This window comes from Cupriavidus alkaliphilus (assembly GCF_900094595.1).
GTDB classification, from domain to species: domain Bacteria; phylum Pseudomonadota; class Gammaproteobacteria; order Burkholderiales; family Burkholderiaceae; genus Cupriavidus; species Cupriavidus alkaliphilus.
In genome coordinates this window covers 21,094-39,269 of the sequence record NZ_FMAD01000009.1, presented here as the reverse complement: position 1 = coordinate 39,269, position 18,176 = coordinate 21,094, and the positions used below count along the sequence as shown (strand labels likewise).

The window sequence follows — 18,176 nt, the reverse complement described above, 5'->3', positions numbered from 1 at the left end:
CGGTGCCACGGGAGCGGGCCCGAAGGCCAGTGAGCGGGTTCGCCGGCGCCCGCTTCGGCAAGCGCTTTTCGGCAGCGGCCGATCAGGCTTGGAAGGCACATGCCGGTCGTACCCGGCGCGGCGAACAGGGCGTAGTTTACCTGTAGTGGCTTGATACGCTCGAAAAGTGCGCCTTCCAGCGCAGTGAAGACACGAGATATCGAGCGGCCAGCCGTATGCACTGGTCGCTGATAACAAGGTGCGGGCTATGCCGCCGGTGTGCTCCCTCTCCCGCTAGCGGGAGAGGGCAGGGGAGAGGGTGGGCGCGTCGACGAAGTCCGCCGCGGCAAGGTTCGTCAGCCCGCCCGTTTCGCCGAGATCACCGCTTCCGCCACATTGGCCGGCGCCTCGGCGTAGTGCTTGAACTCCATGGTGAAGGTCGCACGCCCCTGCGTCAGCGAGCGCAGCGTGGTGGAGTAGCCGAACATGGTCGCCAGCGGCACTTCGGCGCGCACGATCTTGCCACCGCCGCCGGCGATGTCTTCCATGCCGTGCACCATGCCGCGGCGCGAGGACAGGTCGCCCATCACGTTGCCGGTGAATTCCTCCGGCGTCTCCACCTCGACCGCCATCATCGGCTCGAGCAGCGTGGGCCGGGCGCGGCGCATGCCTTCCTTGAACGCCATCGAGCCGGCCATGCGGAACGCGTTTTCATTCGAGTCCACGTCATGGTAAGAGCCGAACACCAGCGTGGCCTTGATGTCGACCACCGGGTAGCCGGCCAGCACGCCTGACTGCATGGTCTCGCGGATGCCCTTGTCCACCGCCGGGATAAACTCGCGCGGCACCACGCCGCCCTTGATCGCGTCGACGAACTCGTAGCCGCCGCCATGCGGCATCGGCTCCAGGTTCAGCACCACGTGGCCGTACTGGCCGCGCCCGCCCGACTGCTTGATGAACTTGCCCTCGACGTCGCGCGCCGGCTGGCGGATGGTCTCGCGGTACGCCACCTGCGGCTTGCCGACCGAGGCCTCGACGCCGAATTCGCGCCGCATCCGGTCGACCAGGATTTCCAGGTGCAACTCGCCCATGCCGGAGATGATGGTCTGCCCCGACTCCTCGTCCGTGGTTACGCGGAACGACGGGTCTTCCTGCGCCAGCCGGTTCAGCGCGATGCCCATCTTCTCCTGGTCGGCCTTGGTCTTCGGCTCCACCGCCTGCGAGATCACCGGCTCGGGGAAGCTCATGCGCTCCAGGATGATGACCTTGTCGGGGTCGCACAGCGTGTCGCCGGTGGTGGCCTCCTTCAGGCCCACCGCCGCGGCGATGTCGCCGGCGCGCACTTCCTTGATCTCGTGGCGCACGTTGGCGTGCATCTGCAGGATGCGGCCCAGGCGCTCGCGCTTGCCCTTGAGCGGGTTGTAGACGCTGTCGCCGGAGTTGACCACGCCGGAATACACGCGGAAGAAGATCAGCTGGCCGACAAAGGGGTCGGTCATGATCTTGAAGGCCAGCGCGGCGAAGGGTTCGTCGTCGCTGGGGTGGCGCTCGGCCTCGCGATCATCCTCGGTGTGGCCCAGGATGGCCGGCACGTCGGCGGGCGACGGCAGGTAGTCGATCACCGCGTCCAGCATGCTCTGCACGCCCTTGTTCTTGAAGGCGCTGCCGCACAGCATCGGCACGATCTCGTTGGCGATGGTGCGCTTGCGCAGGCCCTGCTTGATCTGGTCCTCGCTCAGCGGCTCGCCCGAGAGGTACTGGTTCAGCAGCGCCTCGTCGGCCTCGGCGGCGGCCTCGATCATCTTGTCGCGCCATTCCTGCGCGGTGGCGAGCAGGTCGGCGGGAATCTCCTGGTACTCGAAGCGCACGCCCTGGCTGGCCTCGTCCCAGACGATGGCCTTCATCTTGACCAGGTCGACCACGCCCTGGAAGTGGTCCTCGGCGCCCAGCGGAATCTGGATCGGCACGGCGCGGCCGCGCAGGCGGTCGGCGATCTGCGTCTGCACGCGGAAAAAGTCGGCGCCGACGCGGTCCATCTTGTTGACGAACGCGATGCGCGGCACCGCGTACTTGTTGGCCTGGCGCCAGACGGTCTCGGATTGCGGCTGCACGCCGCCGACGGCGTCGTAGACCATGCAGGCGCCGTCCAGCACGCGCATGGAACGCTCGACCTCGATGGTGAAGTCTACGTGTCCGGGCGTATCGATGATGTTGATGCGGTGCTCGGGGTAATTGCCGGCCATGCCTTTCCAGAAGGCGGTGGTGGCGGCCGAGGTGATGGTGATGCCGCGCTCCTGCTCCTGTTCCATCCAGTCCATGGTGGCCGCGCCGTCGTGCACTTCGCCCAGTTTGTGGTTGACGCCCGTGTAGAACAGGATGCGCTCGGTCGTGGTGGTCTTGCCGGCGTCGATATGCGCGCTGATGCCGATATTGCGGTAGCGCTCGATGGGGGTCTTGCGGGGCACAGTGTTCTCCATGGATGAAACACGCCCGAATAGAGTAGCACCACTGGCCGCTCGCCGTTGCCCCTGCCGTGGGCAGGGACACGCGCCCGGGGACGGCCCCGCGGGAAGCCCCGGGCGTCTGAGGCCGCCCTAGGATTTTCGCTGCAACCGATGCGGATTCCTCCCATCCTGTGCGCGCTTGCCGCTCCCTATACTGGCGTGGCATCGCGTCCCGGCGTGCGCTGTTCCTGCTTTCCCGTTCCTGCCGGGATGCTGCCCGGGCCCGATGCCTGCCTGAAACCTCGGACCCGCGCATGACAACCATCCTGATCGTTGACGACCATCCGGCGATGCGGCTGGTGCTCCGGCACCATCTGTCGCAGCTGCTCGGCGTCGACGAGGTGATCGAGGCGGACAACGGCCAATGCGCGATCGAAATGGTGCGCGCGCGCATGCCGGACCTGGTGCTGCTGGACCTCGACATCCCGCGCTCGAGCGGGCTCGACGTGGCGCCGCGCCTGCGCGCGATCCATCCGCAGGTGCGCATCCTGGTGGTGACGGCGCTGGACCCGGCCGTGTTCGTCAGCCGCTCCTGGCAGGCGGGCGCGCAGGGCTTCGTCAGCAAGACCCAGGACATCAAGGAAATCCTGCGCGCGGTCGAGGCGGTGCTGGCCGGCTATACCGTGTTTCCGGTGCTGGGCCGCGGCGGCGCGCCGCGCCAGTCGATGTCGGCAGACGACGAGATGCTGCGGCGGCTGTCCGACAAGGAACTGGTGGTGCTGCAGATGCTGGCGCGCGGCATGTCGTACAAGGCCATCAGCGAGAGCCTCTTTATCAGCAACAAGACCGTCAGCAGCTACAAGGCCCGCATCATGAACAAGCTGCAAGTGTCGTCGCTGGTCGAACTGGTCGACTTCGCACGCCGTTGCCGGCTGACACCTTAAAGTCCGGCGCCGGCGTCACTATTCATTAGACATCGTATGACTTGCCGGCGCATGCCGCCATCATGCGCGTCCCGCCTCAGCCTTGCGGGCTGGCCGAACCGGACGCCTTGCGCAGCCGCTCGCGGCTGTTGGTCAGGTGCATGCGCATGGCGGCCTTGGCGGCATCGGGGTCGCGGCGCTCGATGGCGTCGTAGATGTTCTCGTGCTCGATGCTGACGCGTTCCAGGTACTGCACACGCTCGGGGGTGCTGACCTGCAGACGGCTGCGGGGAATCACCATGGTGCCCAGGTGGCCCATGATGTCGGTGAAATAGCGGTTGCCGGTGGCGCGCGCAATGGCCAGGTGAAAGGCGAAGTCGCTTTCCACCGCGTCATTGCCGGCGCCGGCGCCGTGCTTGAGCTCGTCCAGCGCCTGGCGCATCGCCGCCAGTTGCGCATCGGTGCGGCGCGCGGCCGCCAGGCCGGCCGCTTCCGCTTCAACGCTGACGCGGAATTCCAGCATCGCCATCACATCCATGGCCGTTCCCAGCGCGTCCGGGCCGATCCGGAACGGCGATGGCGCCTCGGGCGCGCGTTCCAGCACGAAGGTGCCGATGCCGTGGCGCGTCTCCACCAGGCCGCTGGCCTGCAGCCGCGACAGCGCTTCGCGTACCACGGTGCGGCTCACGCCCATGGTCGCCATGATCTCGGATTCGGTGGGCAGCTTGTCGCCGGGCTTGAGCTGGCCCTGGCGGATTTCCTCGCCAAGGGCTTGTACGACTTCCTCGGCAAGCGTGCGGCCGCGGCGGCGCAACGGAGCGGGGCTGGAGGAGCCCGGAGTCGGGACGAGAGGCTGGGCGTTCGGCATGGTGCGGCTGGTCGCTGGCTAAGGCATACGGGCGGGCTTTCCCGGACTTGACCGGCCCGAGATTGCCTCATTATACTGGGTTATCAGTCATACGATGACAGATAACATACGCAACACAGTCGCCCGGGTGGAGGATCGTCCGCCCGCGGCAATGCCGGAGACAGTCCTGAGATGAGCCCTACCGCCACCCCCATGGCGTCCGCCCACACCCCGGTCGTGACCGAACTGACCGTGGTGCCCGTCGCCGGGCATGACAGCATGCTGATGAACCTGTCCGGCGCCCATGGCCCGTACTTCACGCGCAATATCGTGATCCTTCGCGACAGCGCCGGCCATACCGGCGTGGGCGAAGTGCCGGGCGGCGAAGGCATCCGCCAGACGCTGGAAGACGCGCGCCCGCTGCTGGTGGGCCAGCCCATCGGCCAGTACCAGGCGCTGCTGAACCGCGTGCGCGCGGCCTTTGCCAGCCGCGACGCCGGCGGCCGCGGGCTGCAGACCTTCGACCTGCGCATCACCATCCACGCCGTCACGGCGCTGGAGGCGGCGCTGCTCGACCTGCTCGGCCAGCACCTGGAGGTGCCGGTGGCCGCGCTGCTGGGCGAAGGCCAGCAGCGCGACGCGGTGGAGATGCTGGGCTACCTGTTCTATATCGGCGAGCGCCAGCGCACCACGCTCGACTACCGCACCGAGCCCGACGCGGACAACGCGTGGTTCCGCGTGCGCAATGAGGTGGCGATGACGCCCGAGGCCGTGGTGCGCCTGGCCGAAGCGGCGTATGAGCGCTACGGCTTCAACGATTTCAAGCTCAAGGGCGGCGTGCTGCGCGGCGACGAAGAGATGGAAGCGATCCTGGCGCTGGCCGAGCGCTTCCCGAAGGCGCGTATCACGCTGGACCCCAACGGCGCGTGGTCGCTGGCGGAAGCCGTGCGCCTGTGCCGCGACAAGCGCGGCGTGCTGGCCTATGCCGAAGATCCGTGCGGCGCCGAAGACGGCTACTCGGGCCGCGAGATCATGGCCGAATTCCGCACCGCCACCGGCCTGCCCACCGCCACCAACATGATCGCCACCGACTGGCGCCAGATGGGGCACGCGGTGCGGCTGCAGTCGGTCGACATCCCGCTGGCCGACCCGCACTTCTGGACCATGCAGGGCTCGGTGCGTGTGGCACAGATGTGTGCCGAATGGGGTTTGACCTGGGGCTCGCACTCGAACAACCACTTCGATATCTCGCTGGCGATGTTCACGCACGTGGCGGCGGCCGCGCCGGGCCGGGTCACCGCGATCGACACGCACTGGATCTGGCAGGACGGCGAACACCTGACCCGCAACCCGCTGAAGATCGAAGGCGGGCTGGTGCAGGTGCCCAAGACCCCGGGGCTGGGCGTCGAGCTCGACCTGGATGCCCTGGCGCGCGCGCACGAGCTGTACCAGCGCAAGGGCCTGGGCGCGCGTGACGATGCCGCGGCGATGCAGTTCCTGATCCCCGGCTGGAAGTTCAACAACAAGGCGCCGTGCATGGTGCGCTGACGCGGCACCGGCGACGACGCCAACGGCCATTGCCCGTCATCCATCTCGGCGCGGCAGGCCTCTCTCATCAAAACACTGCAGGAGACAACCATGTACAACTTTCAACGCCAGGGCGCGCCGCGCCTGCCTCACTGGCTGCGCGCCTGCGCGCTCGGCTCGGTCGCCGCGGTCGCGGCACTGACCTTCAGCGCCCCGGCCGGCGCCGCGGCGCAGGACTGGCCGCAACGTCCGGTATCGGTGGTGGTGCCGTTCCCGCCGGGCGGCTCCAGCGACGCCATCGCGCGCATGCTGACGGTGCCGCTCAACGAGAAGCTGGGCCAGCCGTTCGTGATCGACAACCGCCCCGGCGCGACCGGCGCCATCGGTGCCACCTACGTCAAGCGCGCGCCGGCCGACGGCTACACCATGATGGTGGCGTCGATCGGCGTCTATGCGGTCAATCCGTTCTTGCAGAAGAACCTGGCCTATGACCCGGCCAAGGACTTCGACCTGCTGACCGTGGCGGTGCGCGCGCCCAACGTGCTGGTGGCCAACCCGCAGTTCCCGGCCAACACGCTGGCGGAACTGGTGGCGTACATGAAGAAGAACCCGGGCAAGGTCAGCTTTGCCTCGTCCGGCGCCGGCTCGTCCGACCACCTGACCGCGGCGCTGTTCTGGCAGAAGAGCGCCACCGACGGCCTGCACGTGCCCTACAAGGGCGGCGGCCCGGCCATTTCCGACCTGCTGGCCGGACAGGTGGACGTGTCGTTCCAGAACGTCAACGCGGTGCTGCAGCATATCCGCACCGGCAAGCTCAAGGCGATGGCCGTGACTTCCGACAAGCGCTCGCCGGTGCTGCCCAATGTGCCCACCATGGCCGAGGCCGGCATCAAGGATGTCGAGGTCTACTCGTGGCAGGGCGTGGCCGCGCCGCGCGGCCTGCCGCCAGAGATCAAGAGCCGCCTGCACGGCGCGCTGGTGTCGTCGCTGAACGATCCGAAGATGCGCCAGAAGCTGTCCGAGAGCGGCTTCGAGGTGGTGGCCAACACCCCGGAGCAGTTCAACCAGTTCGAGGCGCAGGAGTTGCAGCGCTGGAAGACCGTGATCGAGAAGGGCAAGATCTCGCTGGACTGATCGCCGTCGCATAACACCCAATACCAAAGCACCCGACCGCGCCGGCCCCGCACGTGCATCGTGCCGCGCCGGCGCGCGCCCTCGACTGGAGACCACAGTATGACCTACGGACGCCGCAACTTCCTCAAGCAATCCTCCGCACTGGCCGCCGGCCTTGCCGCGGGGCCGCTCGCCGGCCTGTCGCCATCCGCGCACGGCGCGGACTGGCCCAATCGCCCGATCCGCCTGGTGGTGCCGTACACCGCCGGCGGCTCGTCCGACATCATCGCGCGCCTGATCAGCAAGCAGCTGGGCGAGGCGCTGGGCCAGTCGGTGGTGGTCGACAACCGCCCCGGCGCCAACGGCAACGTCGGCGCGGCGCTGGTCGCGCAGGCCACCGACAACCACACGCTGCTGCTGTGCGATATCGGCGCGCTGGCCATCAGCCCGTCGGTCTACACCAAGCTGACCTTCAACATCGCCAAGGACCTGAAGCCGGTGTCGATGCTGGCGTATTCGCCGCACCTGCTGGTGGTGCATCCGTCGGTGCAGGTGAGCAGCGTGAAGGAACTGGTGGCGCTGTCGCAGCGCAGCCAGCTCAACTTCGCCGTGACCGCCATCGGCAGCGCACCGCACCTGGCCGGCGTGGCGGTGGAGCAGGCCACCGGTGCCAAGTGGCAATACGTGCCGTACAAGGGCGGCTCGCAGGCTATCGCCGATACCGTCGGCGGCAGCGCCCAGGTGCTGATGAACGGCATGCTCGCCACGCTGCCTCATGTGCAGTCGGGCAAGCTCAAGCTGATCGCGCAATCCAAGCGCACGCGCATGCCGCTGCTGCAGAACGTGCCGACCATCGCCGAGCAAGGCGTGCCGAACTTCGAGTCGGGCACCTGGCAGGGCGTGATGGCCCCGGCCAGCATGCCCGACGCGATGGTGGCACGCATCAGCGCCGAGCTGATCCGCATCATCCGCGCGCCGGATCTGCGCGCCCAGCTGGTGGCGCAGGGCGCCGAAGTGGTGACGATGACGCCGGGAGAAACCGGCAAGTTCTTCGTCGCCGAGCAATCGCGCTGGGCGGGGGTGGTGAAGCAGGCGGGGATCAAGCTGGAAGCTTGACGAGGATGGTGGTGATGGAACGGCCCGCATGGTCAGTGCGGGCCGTTTTCTTTTGGGGGGCTGGAAGCGGCGATGGTTTTCTCCCTTCTCCCGCTTGCGGGAGAGGGAGTACGCAGCCGGAAATCGGAGAAGCCCTTGGGCGTTTCCAGAAAGCAAAAAGCCCCGCACCAGGCGGGGCCGCATCGCATCGTCTCTCGTTACTTCCGCAGCGCCGCCGGCAGCAGTCCCTGCGGCAGGTTCTGGTAGCAGACCGGGCGCAGGAAGCGATCGATCGCCGTCGCACCCACCGAAGTCGTACGCGCATCCGAAGTCGCCGGGAACGGCCCGCCATGCACCATCGCGTACGCCACCTCGACGCCGGTGGGATAGCCGTTGCACAGCACGCGCCCGGCCTTGCGTTCCAGCACCGGCAGCAGGCGCTGCGCGGCCGCGTGGTCGGCGTCGTCGAGCTGCATCGTTGCTGTCAGCTGGCCTTCGAGCTGGCGTGCCACGGTCAGCATCTCTTCCATATCGCGGCACACCACCAGCACTGTCGACGGGCCGAACACCTCGGCCTGCATGCGGTGGTCCGCCAGGAACTGCGCGGCAGTGGTTTCGAACATTTCCGGGCGGGCCTGGTTTGCGCCGCTGGCGTCCACGCCGTTGCCGATGCGCTGCAAGCCGTCGAGCGATGCCAGCTGGGCCACACCCTGCTGATACGCGGCATGGATGCCGGGGGTCAGCATCGTCGCCGCCGGCTTGCCTTGCAGCGCGCCGAGCGCCGCCGCGCGGAACTTGTCGAGGGCGGGACCTTCGATGCCGATCACCAGTCCGGGGTTGGTGCAGAACTGGCCGACCCCGAGCACCAGCGATTCGACCAGCTGGCGGCCGATCTCCTCGCCGCGCGCGTCGAGCGCGGCGGGCAGCAGGAACACCGGGTTGATGCTGCTCATCTCGGCGTACACCGGGATCGGTTGCGGGCGCGCGTTGGCGGCGCGCATCAGCGCCATGCCGCCGGCGCGCGAGCCGGTGAAGCCCACCGCCTGGATCGCCGGATGCGACACCAGCGCCGTGCCGATGGCATTGCCCGCGCCCACCAGCAGCGAGAACACGCCTTCGGGCAGGCCGGCGTCGCGCACCGCCTGCTGGATCACGCGCCCGACCAGCTCGGAGGTGCCCAGGTGCGCCGGGTGCGCCTTGACCACGACCGGGCAGCCCGCCGCCAGCGCTGCGGCGGTGTCGCCGCCCGCTACGGAGAAGGCCAGCGGGAAGTTGCTGGCGCCGAACACCGCAACCGGGCCGATGGCGATGCGCTGCATGCGCAGGTCCGGGCGCGGCGGGGTGCGCTCGGGCAGCGCGGGGTCGAAGGTGGCCTGCTGCCAGCGGCCTTCGCGCAGCACGGTGGCGAACAGGCGCAGCTGGCCGGCGGTGCGGCCGCGCTCGCCCTGCAGGCGCGCGATCGGCAGCGCGCTCTCCAGGTGGGCGCGTTCGACCAGCGTGTCGCCGAGCGCCTCGATGCCCGCGGCGATGGCCTCGAGGAAGGCCGCGCGCTGTTCGGGCGTGGTATTGCGGTAAGTGTCGAAGGCGGCTTCGGCCAGCGCGCAGGCGCGCTCGACCTCGGCTTCGCCGCCGCCGTGGAAGTCAGGGCCGATGGCGGCGCCCGTGGTGGGGTTGATCGCCTGCAGCGTCGCTTCGGTGCCGCGCACGGCTTGCGCGCCGATCAGCATGTCGCCGGTGATTTGCATGGAAGGATCCTTGTCAGCGTTTGGAACGGGGAAACCGGCCGGAGGGCATGCGCCCCGCGGCCGGCTGGTCGGAATGCAAGGCATGGGACGGCGCGCTCGCCATCCGCGTGCTGGTTACTGCGGACCGAGCTTGTTGATCAGCGCGCCCAGCATCTCCATTTCCTCGCCGGTCAGGTCGGTCAGCGGCGCGCGCACCGGACCGCCGTCGCGGCCCACCAGGCGCGCGCCCGCCTTGACGATGCTGACCGCATAGCCGGCCTTGCGGTTGCGGATGGCGAGGTAGGGCAGGAAGAAGTCGTCGATCAGGCGGCCCACGGTGTCGTGGTCGTCCGCGGCGATGGCGCGGTAGAAGTCCATCGCCGTCTTCGGGATGAAGTTGAACACCGCCGACGAATACACCGGCACGCCCAGCGCCTTGTAGGCGGCGGCATAAACCTCGGCGGTGGGCAGGCCGCCCAGGTAGGAGAAGCGGTCGCCCAGCTTGCGGCGGATGCTGACCATGGCCTCGATGTCGCCCACGCCGTCCTTGAAGCCGATCAGGTTGGGGCAGCGCGCGGCCAGGCCGGCCAGCTGGTCGGCGTTGAGCCTGGAATTGGCGCGGTTGTAGACGATCACGCCGATATCGACCGCCTTGCAGACTTCTTCCACGTGGGCGGCAATGCCGTCCTGGCTGGCTTCGGTCAGGTAGTGCGGCAGCAGCAGCACGCCGGCGGCGCCAAGGCGCTGGGCTTCCTGCGCGTAGGCGATGGCGGTGCGGGTCGGGCCGCCGGCACCGGCCAGGATCGGCACCTTGCCGGCGCAGGTGCGCACCGCGGTGTCGACTACGGCCGAGTAGTCCTGCGGCGTCAGCGAGAAGAATTCGCCCGTGCCGCCGGCCGCGAACAAGGCGGTGGCGCCGTAGGGGGCCAGCCACTCGAGGCGGGCGGCGTAGGACTTCGGCGCGAAGTCGCCCTGGGCGTCGAAGTCGGTGATGGGGAAGGACAGCAGGCCTTCGGAGACGATTTGCTTGAGTTCGTTGGGTGCGAGCATTGCGGCAATTCCAGGGCGGGCCGATGGCCCGGGTGGCAGAGGCGGCTGACTTGCTGCGCGGCAGGCCAGTCGAGTTATCAGTCATCGTACGACAACGAATGGGCGAAGGCAATAGGGTGCGGGCGTACCGCGGGTTAACCGGGAGTTGGGCCGTGTAGCGTCCTCGGGCGCGCCACGAATTGCGGATGAGGGTGGACTGCATCACATTGCGGGGCTCTGCCGGGCCCCAACTGCACCCTGTGCGCAAGCGCACAGCGACATGTTGTCGGACAACGTAAGTCGAGTGCTGAGTGGTCCACTCAGCGAATTTGAATCGACCATGCAAAGCTGCCGCGCCACGGGCCTGCGCCGGCTGGCACACTGGCGTCCTGAACAAAAAGGGGAGAGCGCGGTGGGAGAGTTACAGGCCTTGCTGGAAAACCACGGGCTGTTGCTGGTGTTCCTGAACGTACTGGTCGAGCAGGCCGGCCTGCCGGTGCCAGCCTATCCGATGCTGTTCGTCGCCGGCGCGCTGGGCGTGCAGGAGACCGGACCGTCGATCGGCGCGGTGCTGGCGGCGGTCATCGTGGCTTGCCTGATTGCCGACACCGGCTGGTACTTCGCCGGGCGCCGGCTGGGCCAGCCGATGCTGCGCACCATCTGCAAGGTTTCGATCTCGCCCGATTCCTGCATCCGCCAGACCCAATCGCTGTACCTGCGCGTGGGGCCGCGCTCGCTGGTGGTCGCCAAGCTGCTGCCGGGCGCCGGCGCGCTGTCGACCGCGATGGCCGGCATGACCGGCACGCCGCTGCCGGTATTCCTGTTCTACGACGCGCTCGGCGCGCTGGTGTGGGCCGGCAGCGGCCTGCTGATCGGCGTGGTGTTCAGCGACTTTATCGATGCCATTCTGGAGGGCTTCAGCACCTACGGCCATATGGCGCTGGCGGCGGTGGTGGGGGCCTTCCTGGTGTTCCTGGCATGGCGTTCGTGGCGCCGCCTGCGGCTGCTGCGTATTACGAAACGCGTGCCGCGCATGAGCGTGGATGAGCTCGAATCGCGCCGGCTGGCTGGCGCGCTGCCGGTCGTGATCGATGTGCGCGCCCACGGCGACGTGCCGATGGAGCGCATCCCCGGCTCGATGGTGCTCGACATGCAGGGCGCGCTCGACAGCCTCGACGCGCTCGGCGTGGCGCCCGCCGAGGCGGACATCGTGGTGTATTGCGCCTGTCCGAACGAGATGTCGGCGGCGCTGCTGGCCGAACGCTTGCGCGTGGCCGGCTATCCCAGGACCTGGGCGCTGGCCGGCGGCTTCGACGAATGGAAGCGGCGGCACGGCGAAACCGTGCCGCCCGCCGTCACCCATCCCGGGCCGGGCCAGGCGAGGGCAGGCTGAGCCGCAAGCTTCAGCGCTTGCCCGCGGTCTGGAACACCGACAGGTCAGGGTAGATCGCGCGCATCTTCTCCCACTCGGCGGCGTTGAAGAACTGGCACTTGCCGGCGCCAAAGCGCTTGGACACTTCGACGCAGAAGCGCGCTGCCTCGGCGATGTCGACCTCATGGTTGGCCGAGGTCGCGCTGCCCGACACCACCGATTGCGCCGTCACCGCCACGCCCACCACCGGCGCCTGCGTGGCCACGTGCGGCTGCATGATGCTGTTGAAGTGGTACAGGCCGTTGTGGTACGGCGTGATGTCCTGCAGCGAGATCGGGAAGGTCACCGCCGGGCAGCCGGTGGTCGATTCCATGGTTGCCACCAGATCCGGTGCCACGCGCAGGATATAGCCTTGCATCGCCGTCGGCGAGATCGCAAAGCCACGGTGCTTGACGATGCTGTTGCCCTTGGACGCATCGATCGACAGGATCGCATCCATTTCGGGCAGCACCTGGTAATCGTTCATGGTGTCGGACGACACCGGCATGCCCATGAACGGCACCGGGTCGTGCGGCACCATCGAGACATTGGTCGACAGGTGCGTGGTCACGATCACGTCGCCCGGCACGTGGTCGCCGCGCGCCTTCATCTGCGCCAGCTTGAGCGCCACCGCGAGGCAGCCGATCGGGCCATCGGCATCGGACACCAGCCCCACCAGTTCCGGACGCGCGCCGATGGCGCCGTTGCGGCCGATCACGCCCAGCGTCGGCGCCTTGCCGCCGCCGCGCTTGCCGGCGCTGCCCCGGATCACGATGGTGATGAAGTCGGTGGTATTGGCCGTGTTCTCGGGCGGCGCGTTGTTGACCGTGGTGACTTGCACCGACACGCCGGCCTCGGCGTACGGCGCGAACAGTTCGCTGACGACCGCGCCGTTGGCGTGCGGGCTGTCCAGGGCTTCGTGAATGACCAGCGTCTGCTGCAGGGCCATGGCTTTCTCCAAAGTTTGCCCTGCCCGCGCGGCGCGGGCAAAGCGTTCTACAAATCGATCAGAACTGGTGGCGCAGGCCGACCATCACCGTGGTCTGGGTGTCGCGCCCGTCCAGCGGCGTGCCGCTGCCGCCGGTCCAGCTGGTGGTGTTGTTGCCGAACAGGCCCGACCAGTCGCCGTGGACGCGGTCATAGGCCAGCGCCAGGTAGGCGTCGGTGCGCTTGCTGAAGGCGTAGCCGGCGACCGCGTACGCGGTGGTGCGGTTGCCGCTGAAGTTGTCGGCCCGGGTGCGGTTGTGCATCACGCTGCCGGTCAGGGTGACGTTGCCGGTCACGGCGTAGCTTGCCCCCAGCGTGAAGAAGTCGTCGTGGCGGCTGCCGCCGAACACCGAGCTGATCGCCGCCCGGTTGGTCGGCGTGGCCGCGGTCGACATGCTGGTGATGGTGGCCGTATCGGTGCCGCCCTTCGACGCGTCGAAGCCCGCGTCGCGGTCGCTGTGGATGTAGTTGGCGAACAGGCTGGCGCGGCCAACCGCGGCCTTCAGGCCGGCCAGGTAGATGTTGGCGTTGCGGCTCTGGCTGTCGCGGGTCTGCTGGAAGTCGCCGACGGCGGTGACCGGCCCGGCCGCGTACTTGACCCCGAACGACATCGATGACATCGCGCGGGTGTTGCCCGCGGTCTCGCCCAGCGCGTATTCGGCGATCACCGACACCGGGCCGAAATTGCCGGTATAGCTGACGGCGTTGTCGTAGCGCTGGCCGGTCAGGTAGACCATCCACGCATTCGACGGGGCCGCGCCCACGCCGAGCGGATCGACGTAATACAGCATGGTGTTGGCGGTGGTGTACTGCCGGCCCAGCGCCAGCTCGCCCCACTGGTTGCCGATCTTCACGTACGCCTGGCGCCCGAACAGCTGGCCCTGCTGGTCGAGCCGGCCGGTATCGGCCAGCAGCCCGTTCTCCAGCACAAAGCCGGCCTTCACGCCGCCGCCTAGGTCCTCGACGCCCTTCAGGCCGAAGCGGCTGCCGGACAGGAAGCCTTCACCACCCTGCTGCAGGCCGACCTGCGCATCGCCGGCGGGGTTGGAATGGGTCTGGTAGGTCAGCGCGGTGTCGATGACGCCGTACAGCGTGACGCCGGATTGCGCCATGGCGGCGGGGGGCAGGGCCAGCATCATCGGCAAGACCAGGCGCACGGCGTGGCGAAGGGTTGGGCTCATTGTGTTTTCTCCTCCCAAGGGCAAAAAAGGGGCCGCGCGGGCGGCGCAGGGCGGCTCGCGGGCGAGGTTTTGTTTGTTTGTCGTGGCCTTGACCGGCCCGGGATGGCTAGCTGCTGATCGAGCGCCCGTGTCGCTGTTTTGCTCCCCTCTCCCGCTTGCGGGAGAGGGGCCGGGGGTGAGGGCCGGCGCTTGCCAAGCATCGCCGGGTCTCACTTCGTGGAGACTCCCGCCCTCACCCCCGCCCCTCTCCCATAAATTGGAGAGGGGAGAAAACAATCAGGCTGCGAAGCCCGGCCAGTCCTGCATCCCGGCAGGCCCGGTGATCTGCGACAGCGGGAACGGCTCGCCTTCGCGCAGGGTTTCCACCTTGCCTTCGGCCGGGAACCACAGCGCATTGCGTTCGCCCAGCACGGTGCCGGTGGTGCCATCCGCATACAGCGCCGAGCCTTCGGGCAGCGCAAACACCTGTTCCGGCGCGTTGATGTGCAGGAACTCCGCCAGCCGCTCTTCGCGGCTTTCGCCGTTGTGCCCGGCGGGCTTGCCGCTGATGAAGTGCGGGTTGATCTGGAACGGCACCAGGCCCAGCGCGCGCAGCGATGGCGGCTGCACGATCGGCATGTCGTTGGTGGTGCGGATGGTCGGGCAGGCGACGTTGCTGCCGGCGCTCCAGCCCACATATGGCGTGCCGGCGCGCACCTTCGCGCGGATCGCGTCGACGATGCCGGCGTCGTACAGGCGCTTGAGCAGCGCGAAGGTGTTGCCGCCGCCGACCGCGATGGCGTCGGCCTGCTGCACGGCGCGCAGCGGGTCGGCGCTGTGATGAATCGACTCGAGCGCATAGCCCAGCTTCTCGAACACCGGCTTGACCATGCCCTCGTAGGTATCGAAGTTGAAGGTCACGCCGGCGAACGGCACGAACAGCACCTTGCGCGGCTCATGCTTCAGCAGCGTGTGGATCTGCTCGCCGGCGTGCTCGAGGTAGCCGAGGTTGTCCTTGCGCGAGCTGCTCATCAGGAGGATGCGTTGGGTCATGTCTTGCTTTCCGTCGGTTCAGGTGTGGGGTCAGGCGATCGCCGCGCGCACCAGCGCGGCGACGCGGTCGATCTCGTCATGCGTGTTGAAGTAGTGCAGCGACACGCGTGCCATGGTCGACACGCCGTAGCGCGCCAGGATGGCGTCGGCCATGAAGTTGCCGGCTTCGATGATGCATTGCTGCGCTTCCAGCGCGGCGACGATGCGGGCCGGGTCGACGCCGCGCACGTTGAAGGGCACGATGCCGATGCGGTGGGCCACGTCGGCGGGGCCGTACAGCTCGAAGCCGGGGATCGACGAAAACTTCGCCACCGCGTACCCGGTCAGGTCGCGCACGCGCGCTTCGATGGCGTCGATGCCGATCGCGGCGGCGTAGTCGATGGCGGTGCCCAGGCCCAGGATCGCCGGCACGATGGGGCAGCCCGCTTCAAAGCGCTTCGCGCCCGGCACCAGCGACAGCGCGCCGGTGGCGCGGTCATAGGCGCCGTTCCACCAGCCCACCAGCATCGGTTCGACCTGAGCGATCAATTCGCGGCGCACGTACAGGAAGCCGGAGCCTTCCGTCGCGCGCAGCGCCTTGCGGCCGCAGCCGGCGAGGAAATCGCAGCCGAGCTCGGCCACGTCCGAGCGCAGCATGCCCACGCTCTGCGCGCCGTTGACCAGCGACAGCACGCCGTGCTGGCGCGCTACCGCGCAGATCTGCGCCGCGGGCTGCACCGCGCCGGTGGAATTGGGCAGGTGCGAGAAGGTCAGCAGGCGCGTGCGCGGGGTGATCGCGGCGGCGAAGGCCTCGGGCGCCAGCAGCCCTTCGGCATTGGCCGCCACCATCTTCACCACGATGCCGTGCGATTGCTCCAGGCGGCGCCACGGCAGCAGGTTGCTCAGCATCTCGGTGTCGGCCACCAGCACTTCATCGCCGGCCTGCCAGGCGATGCCGCGCGCGGCGATCGAGATGCTTTCGGTGGCGTTCTTGGTGAAGGCGAGCTCGTCGGCCGCGCAGTTCAGCCAGGCGGCCAGCGTGGCGCGCACGGCTTCCACGCGCGCATAGGTTTGCTTGCGGAACGCCGGCAGGTAGATGCCGACATGGCCGGTGTCGAGCAGGTAGCTGCGCACGGTGTCGAGCACGGCGTCGGGCGGAATCGAGGCCGCGGCGGTGTCGAGATAGATGGTGGAAGCCGTCAGCGGGGTGTCGGCGCGGATTGCCTGGATATCCATGGAACGTCTCGGGAAATGACAGAGGGGCGCAGCGCGTGCGCCCGCAGGTAGGGCTTACTTCTTGAGCTTGGTGACTGAACCGAAGAAGCTGAACAGGGCGTCGCCAGCGATCACGCCGCCGGCAAACGCGCTCATCTCGGCGACGTGCCTGTCGCCGCGCAGGCGCTGCAGCACGAAGCGAATCGCGAGGCCGGCCAGCACCGCCCAGCCGGCCAGCGGCGAGGCGATCAGCATGCCGGTCGACAGCAGGATGCCGAGCTGGCGCTTCGAGCCGCCGAGCCACTGCAGCAGCGCGCCGGGAACGGCCCAGATCATCAGGTTGCGGGCGATCTCGGCCGACGAGCCGGCCTTGATCGAGGCCGCGTAGACGCGGTCCACCGGCGGGATCAGGCCCTGTGCGAAGAAGCTGCCGTGGAACACCAGCACCACCACCGCCGCCACCGCGAAGCCGATCATCGCAGCGAGGAACTGCTGCTTGCGCCCGGCCAGCTCGGCCTCCATGTCGCGGCCTTCGCCGCGCAGCAGGTAGCCGGTCTTGAGGTCGTAGCCCATGTCGGCGAAGGCCGGACCGGTGGCTGCCGAGAAGCCCACCAGCACCGCCAGCGCCGTCGGCGGGAAGCCGATCAGGATGCCGATGGTCAGCGTGATCAGCGCCACCGCGAAGGCCGGGAACCAGCCCGAATGCATCGCCGCGATGCCGACGATCAGCTCGTGCACGTAGGCGGCAAAGGCGGCGTACAGCACGAACAGCACCAGCATGCCCAGCGACATGTCCGAGATATGGCCGGCCAGCACCGAGATCAGCAGCGCGATCGCCAGGTAGATCAGGAAGCCGCCCGACAGGATGCGGCTGGCGCGCGCGGCCGGGACTTCGATGGTGCGCGCATCGGCCGCGGGGGCGTGGCGCGCGCGGCGGATTTCATGCGCGACCTGGAACAGCGCGACGATGCCCGCGCCGATCATCAGCCCGTGCGGGATATACGCCTTGGCGATATCGATGCCGGTCAGCGCCACTGAATAGCCGCGCACCAGCAGGCCGATGCCGAACATGGTCAGCGCCGCCAGGTTGCCAAGGAAGGCCGCGCCGAACGCGGACATCGGCACGCCCAGCCACGCTCCGCCCACGCCCACGGCGATGCCCAGGCCCAGGAAGGCCGCCTTGCGCCCGCCGCGGTCGCCGGCCCAGATGGCCTCGGCGGTGGCGATGCCGGCCGGCCAGGTGCCGGTGGCCGGGAAGATCTTGCTGCCGAACAGGAAGTACAGCATCGCGCCGTCGACGAACATGGCGATCACCGCGCCGATCAGCATCGGCGTGGCCAGCTCGGGCATGCCCATCGCGTACGGCACGCCGATCGGGATCATCAGCGAGTTGGCGGCGCCGAAGGTGGCCGAAGAGATCGCGGTCTGCACCAGGTTCTGCCGCTCCAGCACGCGGAAGCGCCGCGTGACCTCGAGCGGGATGCGCGAGAACACGATCGCGATCAGCGCGCCGATGATCGAGGTATTGGCCGAGATCCCCAGCGACACGATCAGCTGCATGCCGATCATGGCGCCGAAGACGGACAGCCCCACGGAGACCAGCAGCAGCAAGGGCTCCATGAAGCGCGTCCGTGTCGCGGGCTGCGCCGCCATCGGCGCGTTCAGTTGTGTTGGCATGGTCATGTCTTCC

At 68.5% G+C, this 18,176-nt stretch carries 14 protein-coding genes; 5 read left to right on the top strand and 9 right to left on the bottom strand.

Going from position 1 to position 18,176, the window contains the following annotated elements:
• Nucleotides 1-335: 335 nt before the first annotated feature.
• Nucleotides 336-2,444: an elongation factor G gene (gene fusA, locus GA0116996_RS18935; RefSeq protein WP_092314719.1), complete on the bottom strand. Its 2,109-nt coding sequence runs from the start codon at nucleotides 2,442-2,444 to the stop codon at nucleotides 336-338.
• Nucleotides 2,445-2,737: 293 nt separating this feature from the next.
• Between fusA and GA0116996_RS18930 the strand changes: the two genes are divergently transcribed.
• Nucleotides 2,738-3,367 (top strand): response regulator transcription factor, encoded by a 630-nt coding sequence (locus GA0116996_RS18930; RefSeq protein WP_026164172.1) that lies wholly within the window; start codon nucleotides 2,738-2,740, stop codon nucleotides 3,365-3,367.
• Nucleotides 3,368-3,443: 76 nt separating this feature from the next.
• Here GA0116996_RS18930 and GA0116996_RS18925 read toward each other — a convergent pair whose 3' ends face one another.
• Nucleotides 3,444-4,214: a FadR/GntR family transcriptional regulator gene (locus tag GA0116996_RS18925; protein ID WP_092314717.1), complete on the bottom strand. Its 771-nt coding sequence runs from the start codon at nucleotides 4,212-4,214 to the stop codon at nucleotides 3,444-3,446.
• A 171-nt stretch (nucleotides 4,215-4,385) separates the two neighbouring features.
• Here GA0116996_RS18925 and gudD point away from each other — a divergent pair, with 171 nt between their 5' ends.
• The 3 genes from gudD (at nucleotide 4,386) to GA0116996_RS18910 (ending at nucleotide 7,949) form a co-directional block, all read left to right on the top strand.
• A complete protein-coding gene (gene gudD, locus GA0116996_RS18920; protein WP_092314715.1) occupies nucleotides 4,386-5,741 on the top strand; it encodes a glucarate dehydratase in 1,356 nt (451 codons plus the stop codon).
• A 90-nt stretch (nucleotides 5,742-5,831) separates the two neighbouring features.
• Nucleotides 5,832-6,854: a Bug family tripartite tricarboxylate transporter substrate binding protein gene (locus tag GA0116996_RS18915; RefSeq protein ID WP_092314713.1), complete on the top strand. Its 1,023-nt coding sequence runs from the start codon at nucleotides 5,832-5,834 to the stop codon at nucleotides 6,852-6,854.
• Nucleotides 6,855-6,953: 99 nt separating this feature from the next.
• Nucleotides 6,954-7,949: a Bug family tripartite tricarboxylate transporter substrate binding protein gene (locus GA0116996_RS18910; protein WP_092314711.1), complete on the top strand. Its 996-nt coding sequence runs from the start codon at nucleotides 6,954-6,956 to the stop codon at nucleotides 7,947-7,949.
• Between the two features lie 197 nt (nucleotides 7,950-8,146).
• Here GA0116996_RS18910 and GA0116996_RS18905 read toward each other — a convergent pair whose 3' ends face one another.
• Both GA0116996_RS18905 and kdgD read right to left on the bottom strand, forming a co-directional pair.
• Complete coding sequence (locus GA0116996_RS18905; protein WP_092314709.1) at nucleotides 8,147-9,673, bottom strand: aldehyde dehydrogenase (NADP(+)); 1,527 nt, start codon at nucleotides 9,671-9,673, stop codon at nucleotides 8,147-8,149.
• 114 nt (nucleotides 9,674-9,787) lie between these two features.
• Nucleotides 9,788-10,702, bottom strand: coding sequence for a 5-dehydro-4-deoxyglucarate dehydratase (gene kdgD, locus GA0116996_RS18900; protein ID WP_092314707.1), 915 nt, complete (start codon nucleotides 10,700-10,702; stop codon nucleotides 9,788-9,790).
• Between the two features lie 391 nt (nucleotides 10,703-11,093).
• On the opposite strand from kdgD, the gene GA0116996_RS18895 reads away from it, so the two are divergent.
• The gene (locus GA0116996_RS18895) at nucleotides 11,094-12,074 is read left to right on the top strand and encodes a DedA family protein/thiosulfate sulfurtransferase GlpE (RefSeq protein ID WP_092315104.1); all 981 of its coding nucleotides are present in this window, start codon (nucleotides 11,094-11,096) and stop codon (nucleotides 12,072-12,074) included.
• Between the two features lie 10 nt (nucleotides 12,075-12,084).
• Here the strand turns inward: GA0116996_RS18895 and GA0116996_RS18890 are convergent, their stop codons facing one another.
• The 5 genes from GA0116996_RS18890 to GA0116996_RS18870 form a co-directional block, all read right to left on the bottom strand.
• On the bottom strand, nucleotides 12,085-13,041 hold the full coding sequence (locus GA0116996_RS18890; protein WP_092314705.1) for a DUF1177 domain-containing protein: 957 nt from the start codon (nucleotides 13,039-13,041) through the stop codon (nucleotides 12,085-12,087).
• 58 nt (nucleotides 13,042-13,099) lie between these two features.
• Complete coding sequence (locus tag GA0116996_RS18885; protein WP_092314703.1) at nucleotides 13,100-14,260, bottom strand: porin; 1,161 nt, start codon at nucleotides 14,258-14,260, stop codon at nucleotides 13,100-13,102.
• 276 nt (nucleotides 14,261-14,536) lie between these two features.
• Nucleotides 14,537-15,292: a dipeptidase PepE gene (gene pepE / locus GA0116996_RS18880; protein ID WP_092314701.1), complete on the bottom strand. Its 756-nt coding sequence runs from the start codon at nucleotides 15,290-15,292 to the stop codon at nucleotides 14,537-14,539.
• Between the two features lie 30 nt (nucleotides 15,293-15,322).
• The gene (locus GA0116996_RS18875; RefSeq protein ID WP_092314699.1) at nucleotides 15,323-16,507 is read right to left on the bottom strand and encodes an aminotransferase class V-fold PLP-dependent enzyme; all 1,185 of its coding nucleotides are present in this window, start codon (nucleotides 16,505-16,507) and stop codon (nucleotides 15,323-15,325) included.
• A gap of 54 nt (nucleotides 16,508-16,561) precedes the next feature.
• Entirely contained in the window at nucleotides 16,562-18,169 is a 1,608-nt protein-coding gene (locus GA0116996_RS18870; protein ID WP_092314697.1) for an OPT/YSL family transporter, read from the bottom strand.
• Between the last annotated feature and the right edge of the window lie 7 nt (nucleotides 18,170-18,176).

Coding starts and splice junctions, on each gene's coding strand:
- GA0116996_RS18930 (WP_026164172.1), top strand. CDS start 2,738: ATGACAACCATCCTGATCGTTGACGACCATCCGGCGATGCGGCTGGTG.
- GA0116996_RS18885 (WP_092314703.1), bottom strand. CDS start 14,260: ATGAGCCCAACCCTTCGCCACGCCGTGCGCCTGGTCTTGCCGATGATG.
- GA0116996_RS18915 (WP_092314713.1), top strand. CDS start 5,832: ATGTACAACTTTCAACGCCAGGGCGCGCCGCGCCTGCCTCACTGGCTG.
- pepE (WP_092314701.1), bottom strand. CDS start 15,292: ATGACCCAACGCATCCTCCTGATGAGCAGCTCGCGCAAGGACAACCTC.
- GA0116996_RS18910 (WP_092314711.1), top strand. CDS start 6,954: ATGACCTACGGACGCCGCAACTTCCTCAAGCAATCCTCCGCACTGGCC.
- GA0116996_RS18875 (WP_092314699.1), bottom strand. CDS start 16,507: ATGGATATCCAGGCAATCCGCGCCGACACCCCGCTGACGGCTTCCACC.
- GA0116996_RS18925 (WP_092314717.1), bottom strand. CDS start 4,214: ATGCCGAACGCCCAGCCTCTCGTCCCGACTCCGGGCTCCTCCAGCCCC.
- gudD (WP_092314715.1), top strand. CDS start 4,386: ATGAGCCCTACCGCCACCCCCATGGCGTCCGCCCACACCCCGGTCGTG.
- GA0116996_RS18870 (WP_092314697.1), bottom strand. CDS start 18,169: ATGACCATGCCAACACAACTGAACGCGCCGATGGCGGCGCAGCCCGCG.
- GA0116996_RS18905 (WP_092314709.1), bottom strand. CDS start 9,673: ATGCAAATCACCGGCGACATGCTGATCGGCGCGCAAGCCGTGCGCGGC.
- kdgD (WP_092314707.1), bottom strand. CDS start 10,702: ATGCTCGCACCCAACGAACTCAAGCAAATCGTCTCCGAAGGCCTGCTG.
- GA0116996_RS18890 (WP_092314705.1), bottom strand. CDS start 13,041: ATGGCCCTGCAGCAGACGCTGGTCATTCACGAAGCCCTGGACAGCCCG.